The 6,765-nt window shown below is 70.6% G+C and carries 5 protein-coding genes and 1 pseudogene; 2 read left to right on the top strand and 4 right to left on the bottom strand.

Annotated features, from left to right (window positions below; translation table 11 throughout):
• Positions 1-95: pseudogene (locus tag ACZ3UD_RS09410) on the top strand (ABC transporter ATP-binding protein); the annotation flags it as partial.
• A 65-nt stretch (positions 96-160) separates the two neighbouring features.
• Positions 161-2,719 carry an ABC transporter permease gene (locus ACZ3UD_RS09405; protein ID WP_465584325.1) on the top strand — a complete coding sequence of 853 codons (2,559 nt, stop codon included), beginning with the start codon at positions 161-163 and terminating at the stop codon, positions 2,717-2,719.
• Positions 2,720-2,897: 178 nt separating this feature from the next.
• On the opposite strand, the gene ACZ3UD_RS09400 is transcribed toward ACZ3UD_RS09405, so the two are convergent.
• The 4 genes from ACZ3UD_RS09400 to ACZ3UD_RS09385 all read right to left on the bottom strand — a co-directional run bounded on the left by ACZ3UD_RS09400 (position 2,898) and on the right by ACZ3UD_RS09385 (position 6,733).
• The gene (locus tag ACZ3UD_RS09400; protein ID WP_465584322.1) at positions 2,898-4,265 is read right to left on the bottom strand and encodes an NAD(P)/FAD-dependent oxidoreductase; all 1,368 of its coding nucleotides are present in this window, start codon (positions 4,263-4,265) and stop codon (positions 2,898-2,900) included.
• 428 nt (positions 4,266-4,693) lie between these two features.
• Positions 4,694-5,629 (bottom strand): Ppx/GppA phosphatase family protein, encoded by a 936-nt coding sequence (locus ACZ3UD_RS09395; protein ID WP_465584364.1) that lies wholly within the window; start codon positions 5,627-5,629, stop codon positions 4,694-4,696.
• Positions 5,630-5,631: 2 nt separating this feature from the next.
• Positions 5,632-6,303: a DUF501 domain-containing protein gene (locus ACZ3UD_RS09390; protein ID WP_465584320.1), complete on the bottom strand. Its 672-nt coding sequence runs from the start codon at positions 6,301-6,303 to the stop codon at positions 5,632-5,634.
• Positions 6,275-6,733: an FtsB family cell division protein gene (locus ACZ3UD_RS09385; protein ID WP_465584318.1), complete on the bottom strand. Its 459-nt coding sequence runs from the start codon at positions 6,731-6,733 to the stop codon at positions 6,275-6,277. The genes ACZ3UD_RS09390 and ACZ3UD_RS09385 overlap by 29 nt, the downstream gene beginning before the upstream one ends.
• Positions 6,734-6,765 lie beyond the last annotated feature (32 nt).

The raw sequence follows: 6,765 nt of genomic DNA, 5'->3' as shown, positions 1-6,765 counted from the left end.
CCGACGGCCGGATCGTCGACGAACTGCACGCCCCCACCGCCGACACCGTCCTGGACCGCATGCGCCGCTTCGACGCCAAGGGCCGAACCAGCTGAGGCGACACCCAGTCAGGGCCCCACAGCCCGCCGGCCCGCTTCACCGAACCTTCCCAGGACACCTCATGTATCGCACCGCTCTGCGCAACGTGCTGGCCCACAAGGGCCGCCTCCTGATGACGGCGCTGGCCGTCATGCTCGGCACCGCCTTCGTCGCGGGCACCATGGTCTTCTCCGACACCTTCGGCAAGGCGCTACGGGACAGCAACTCCAAGAGCTACTCGGACGTCTCGGTCCAGGTCGTGGACAACGCGGCCGGCTCCGACGCCTCCGCCAAGCAGAAGAGCGAGAGCAGCCCCACCGTCCTCGACGACGCCACCGTCCAGCAGCTGGCCGCCCTGCCCGGCACCGCCACCGCCCGCGGCGTGGTCAGCGGCTTCACCGGGGTCGCCGACCACAAGGGCGACCTGATCGGCCAGGTCTGGGCCGCCAAGGGCGCCAACTTCGCCCCGGGCCAGGACGGCAAGGACCCGCGCTACCCGATGGCCGAGGGCCAGGGCCCGAAGAACGCCAAGGAGATCGCCCTCGACCGCAAGACCGCCGACCGGGCGGGCTACAAGGTCGGCGACACCGTCCGGGTCGCCGTCAACGGACCGGTGATCGAGGCGAAGCTCACCGGGATCTTCACCACCGACGACCCGGTGGTCAGCACCGGCGGCACGCTCACCCTCTTCGACAAGGCCACCGCCCAGCAGACCCTGCTGGAGCCGGGCCGCTACAGCAGCATCGTGCTCACCGCCAAGCCCGGCACCTCCGAGGACGCGCTGCTCGCCCAGGCCCTGCCCAAGATCCCGTCCGACCACCAGTTCGTCATCAAGACCGGTGCCACGCTCAACGTCGAGGAGCAGGAGCAGATCACCAAGGGCACCGACAGCATGCGCACCATGCTGCTGATCTTCGCCTTCATCTCGCTCTTCGTCGGCATCTTCATCATCGCCAACACCTTCACCATGCTGGTCGCCCAGCGCACCAAGGAGCTCGCGCTGCTGCGGGCGATCGGCGCCAGCCGCAAGCAGGTCACCCGTTCCGTGCTGATCGAGGCCCTGCTGATCGGCACCGTCTCCGCGGTGGCCGGCCTGCTGGCCGGCGTCGGGATCGGCGCCGGGATGCAGTCCCTGATCGGCTCGCTGAACGAGAACATGCCGAACGGCTCGCTGGTGATCAGGCCGATCACCGTCGTCATGACCATCGTGGTCGGCGTCCTGGTGACGGTCCTGTCGGCCCTGCTGCCGGCCCTGCGCGCCGCCCGGATCGCGCCGGTGGCCGCGATGAGCAGTGGCGACCAGCCGACCAGCCAGAAGAGCCTGGTGGTCCGCAACACCATCGGCTCGGTGCTCGCCGGCGGCGGTCTCGCGCTGATCGGTTACGGCGCCTCCACCGGCGACGACAGCGGTCGGATGCCGGTCGGCGCGGGTGCCTTCCTGGCCCTGATCGGCGTGTTCGTCCTGCTGCCGCTGCTCTCCCGCCCGGTGGTCGCGCTGGTCGGCCCGCTGCTGCGGGGGCTGGGCGGCACCCCGGGCAAGCTCGCCCAGCAGAACGCGGTGCGCAACCCGCGCCGCACCGCGGCCACCGCGGCCGCGCTCACCATCGGGCTGACCCTGGTCACCGGCCTCACCGTGATCGGCACCTCGGTCGGCGACACCATCGACCGGGCCGTCACCAAGTCGATGAAGTCCGACTACATCGTCTCGGCCGCCAACGACATGAACCTGTCCGGCCAGGTGCCCGCCCAGATCGCCAAGGCCCCCGGGGTCGCGGCCTCCTCGCCGATGACCGCCGCCTACTGGAAGCTCAACGGCACCTCCAAGGCGATCACCGGCCTGGACGCGGACACCTTCGACCGGATCGCGGAGGTCAAGCTGACCAGCGGTTCCAGCGCCGCGCTCGGCAAGGGCCAGCTGCTGGTGGACCAGGACGTCGCCGCGAAGTTCAACGTCACCACCGGCTCGACGATGACCGCGTCCTTCCCGGACGGCTCCACCGGCCAGCTCACCGTCGGCGGCGTGTACGAGAAGGGCGGCATGCTCGGCCCGGTCCTGCTGGCCAACAGCGAGATCGCCAAGCACGAGTCGAAGCCGTACGTCGCCGACGTCCTGGTCAAGGGCAAGGACGGCGCCACGGCCGAGCTCAAGCAGTCGCTCAAGGACGCCACCGGCGCCAACCCGGTGATCGAGGTCAAGTCCAAGCAGGACGTCCGGGACGACTTCAGCCAGGTCATCACCTTCGCGCTGAACCTGATGTACGGCCTGCTGGGGATGGCGGTCCTGATCGCGGTCCTGGGCGTGATCAACACGCTGGCCATGTCGGTCTTCGAGCGCAAGCGCGAGATCGGGATGCTGCGGGCGATCGGCCTGGACCGCCGGGGCATCAAGCGGATGGTCCGACTGGAGTCGGTGGTGATCTCCCTGTTCGGCGCCGGGATCGGCCTGCTGCTCGGCTGCTTCATCGCCTGGGCGATCAACGGGACGCTGAAGTCCAGCATCGCCGGGCTGACCACCGTCCTGCCGTACGGCCAGCTGGCGCTGTTCCTCGCGCTGGCCGGGGTGGTCGGCCTGGTGGCCGCGATCTGGCCGGCCCGCCGGGCGTCCAAGCTGGACATCCTGTCGAGCATCAAGACCGACTGACGGTCCGACGGACACAGCGAGAGCCCCTGCCGGAGGGTTTCGGCAGGGGCTCTTCTACTGCTGTACTCCGCCCGGTCGCACGGCCGGCTGAGCACCACGGAGGTCGTGGTCCGGCGTCACTGCCGGGCGGAGGGCCTCCGACTCATACCCCGGCGCTCCCACACCGGGGTCCAGTCGCTTACTTGCTGGCGAGCTCCTTGTCGGCGGCCGGCTTGGCGACCTCGACGGGCTTGGTGGGCGGCGTGACCTCCTGGATCGGCAGCTGCGGCCGCTCCATCTGGGAGAGGCCGACCATCTCGCGCTTCAGGAACATCGCGAGGGTCCAGTCGGTGAAGACGCGGACCTTGCGGTTGAAGGTCGGGACCATCGCGCCGTGGTAGGCACGGTGGAACCACCAGGCCAGGCGGCCCTTCAGCTTGACCTTGCCGAAGAGGATCGCGACACCCTTGTGCAGGCCGAGACCGGCGACCGCGCCCAGGTTCTTGTGCTTGTACTCCTTCTGCGGGAAGCCCCGCATGCCGGAGATCACGTTGTCGCCGAGGACGACGGCCTGACGGCAGGCGTGCTGCGCGTTCGGCGGGCACCAGGCACCCTCGCCGGAGGCGAGGTCCGGGACCTGGGCGTTGTCGCCGGCGGACCAGACGTAGTCGAAGCCCTGGACCTGCAGGGTGGCCGCGGTGTCGACGTGGCCGCGCGGGCCCAGCGGCAGGCCGAAGTCGGCCAGCACCGGGTTCGGCTTGACGCCCGCCGTCCACACGATGGTGGAGGCGTCCATCTCCATGCCGTTCTTCAGCATGACGTGGCCGTCGATGCAGGAGTCCATCGAGGTCTCGATGTAGACCTCGATCTTCCGCTCCTCGAGCTTCTCCTTGGTCCACAGACCCAGGTCCGGGCCGACCTCGGGGAGGATGCGGTTGGCCGCCTCGACCATGACGAAGCGCATGTCGTCACGGCTGACGGTCTTGTACAGCTTCGACGCGTCGCGCGCCATGTCCTCGATCTCGGCGATCGTCTCGACGCCGGCGAAGCCACCGCCGATGACGACGAAGGTCAGCGCCTTGCGGCGGACCTCCTCGTCCGTGGTGGACTCGGCCTTGTCGAGCTGGGCCATGACGTGGTTGCGGAGGCCGATGGCCTCCTCGACCGTCTTCATGCCGATGCCGTTCTCCGCCAGACCCGGGATCGGGAAGGTGCGGGAGACCGAGCCGGTCGCGACGACCAGGTACTCGAAGGGCAGCTCGTAGCTGTCGCCGGCCGCGGGCTGGATGGTGGCGACCTTGCGGGCGTGGTCGATACCGGTGACAGAACCGGTCAGCACCTCCGCCTGCTTGAGGGCGCTGCGCAGCGGCGCGACGAGGTTGCGGGGCGCGACGTTGCCGCCGGCCGCCTCGGGGAGGAAGGGCAGGTACGTCATGTACGACCGCGGGTCCACGACCGTGACGGTCGCTTCGCCGTAGCGCATCTTCTTGAGGATGCGCATCGCGGCATACAGGCCGACGTAACCACCGCCGACAATGAGGATGCGAGGACGCTCCGTGGTGCTCATATCCGAAAGTATCCAGCACCGTCCGAAGCAGCCTTCGTGAGCCCGGTCACAAGCGCATGGACACCCCGTGCTACACTCCGCGCCCACAAAAAAGCCCCCTTCGGGCCGGCTCACGGGGCCCAATGGCCCCTTGTGAGCGGGCGCCGGAGCACCACCCTGCTGAGCAGCAACGATCCGCACTGCACCCGGGTTCCCCCGCGTGATTTCGATTTTCAAACCTCAACCGAGGCCTGACCTGCGATCCAGCGGCCCCGACCACCGGCCGACCTTCGGTCTCACAATTCGGGCGTAGCGGGACCCAAGGTACGACGAATGACCGGATCGCCATGTGAAGAAATTCACGAACATTCCCGCCCGCGTCCCGGCGCGCCCCGGCTCCGACACCCCGCAAGGGGCGCCGAAGCCGGTTCAGTAAGCCGTGCGGGCCGTCAGGAGGCCGTACTCCAGGCGATGCCGTCCAGGATGTCGTGCTCGCTCACGACCACCTCGGCGGCGCCGGTCCGCTCCATGATCTCCAGCAGCTCCAGCGCCCCGGCCGCGATCACGTCCACCCGGCCCGGGTGAATCGAGGGGATGGCCGCGCGCTCGGCGTGGGTGGCGGCGAGCAGCCGGCGGGCGATCCCGGCGACCTGCTCGCGGCTGATCCGGGAGTGGTGGATCCGCTCGGAGTCGTACTCGGGCAGGTCCTGGGCGATCGCGGACACCGTGGTGACCGTCCCCGCGAGACCCACCAGGGTGGCCGCGCCGGTCAGCGGGACCACCTCCTCGGCCTTGTCGAGCTCGGCCCGGACGTGCGCCCGGGCTTCGGCGATCTGCTCCTCCGAGGGCAGCTCGGCGCCGCCGAAGTGCCGCTCGGTGAGCCGCACGCAGCCGATGTCCACCGAGCGCGCCGCCTGCACGTCCGCCTCGCCGAGCACGAACTCGGTCGAGCCGCCGCCGAGGTCGAACACCAGGTACGGCGCGGGGAACTGGCCGCTGGTCAGCTCCTTGGTGGCGCCGATGAAGGACAGGTGCGCCTCCTCCTCGCCGCTCACCACCTCGGGCTCGACGCCCAGGATGTCGCGCACGCCCTTGACGTACTCATCGCTGTTCTCGGCGTCCCGGGAGGCGCTGGTGGCGACGAAGCGGGTGCGCTCGGGGCCGACGCCGAAGCCGGTGATGATCTCCTTGTACTCCCGGCAGGCCGCGAAGGTGCGGGCCAGCGCGTCCGGGTGCAGCCGGCCGGTCCGGTCCACGTCCTGGCCCAGCCGGTTGATGATCATCCGGCGGTCGAGGTCGGTGATCGAGCCGGTCTCCGGGTCGAGGTCGGCGACCAGCAGGCGGATCGAGTTGGTGCCGCAGTCGATCGCGGCCACGCGGGTCATGCTCACTCGGACTCCTGCTCCGGGGCCGGTTCCTCGGCGGCGCGCTTCTTGGCGGCGCGCTCGGCCGTCTTCTGCTGCTTGGCCGCGATCACGGCCTCGTGGTCCTGCTCCTTGGCTCGGTTGCGGGCGACCCGCTCACCGGCCGCCTCGACCTCGGCCGGGGAGACGCACGGGCCCTTGGCCCACCAGTCCTCCAGCATGCCGATCGCCTCGTCTCCGAGCGGGTTGACGCCCTCGCCGGCCGCCAGCGAGTGGCCGACCAGCACGTGCAGGCACTTCACCCGGTCCGGCATGCCGCCGGCGCTCGGGAAGCCCTCCAGCACCTCGATCGCGTCGCGCCGGGCGATGTAGTCCTCGTGCGCCTTCTGGTAGGCGGCGGCCAGCTCCGGGTCCTCGGCGAGCCGGGCGCTCTGCTCCTTCATCACGCCTTCCGCCTCCAGGGTGCCGATCAGCGAGGCGGCCTTGGGGCAGGTCAGGTAGTAGAGCGTCGGGAACGGCGTGCCGTCCGGCAGCCGGGGGGCCGTCTCCACGACGTCGGGGTTGCCGCAGGGGCAGCGGTGCGCGACACCGCGCAGGCCGCGCGGCACCCGGCCGAGCTGGGCGGCGATGGCCGCGACGTCGGCGTCGGAGACGGCGGGGTGGTTCTCAGTGGTCATGGGGGGTGGGGTCTCCAACGGTGGGCGGGGGGAGCGGACGGGGGGTCGCGGGGGCCAGTGCGACGGTGTCGGCGGCGTCCACCGAGTCCCAGACGCTGGCGTACCAGGGCTTGGCGGCCTGGGCCGTACCGCCGGAGGAGGCGGGCGCGGAGGGCTGGGCGGCCGGGCCGGCCGGGTCCACCGCGATGTACGGGGTCTCCCCCGGCACCGCGTAGTGCAGCCGGGCGCGGGCCTGCGCCTTGACGTACTCCGGGTCCTGCCAGCGGGCCTTGTCCCGGCGCAGCTGGTCGACCTGCTGGCGCACGTGGTCGGCCTTCGCCCGCTGGGCGGAGATCTCCGCGCGCTGGGAGATGAACTGCCGCGTCGGGTAGGCGAGGATCGCCACCAGGGAGCAGAGCACCAGGACGAGGACGGTCGCCCGGCTCGTGAACCGAGGTCGGGCCGCCAAGCCCGGGATCCTCCAGCCAGCCATCTCCCGTA

This window comes from Kitasatospora sp. NPDC023118 (assembly GCF_055560875.1).
The sequence above is the reverse complement of the archived record's forward strand: the minus strand, read 5'-3'. Positions and strand labels throughout refer to the sequence as shown.

Bases quoted from the DNA above. Each gene is read 5' to 3' on its own strand.
- ACZ3UD_RS09405 (WP_465584325.1), top strand. From the start codon at position 161: ATGTATCGCACCGCTCTGCGCAACGTGCTGGCCCACAAGGGCCGCCTC.
- ACZ3UD_RS09400 (WP_465584322.1), bottom strand. From the start codon at position 4,265: ATGAGCACCACGGAGCGTCCTCGCATCCTCATTGTCGGCGGTGGTTAC.
- ACZ3UD_RS09395 (WP_465584364.1), bottom strand. From the start codon at position 5,629: ATGACCCGCGTGGCCGCGATCGACTGCGGCACCAACTCGATCCGCCTG.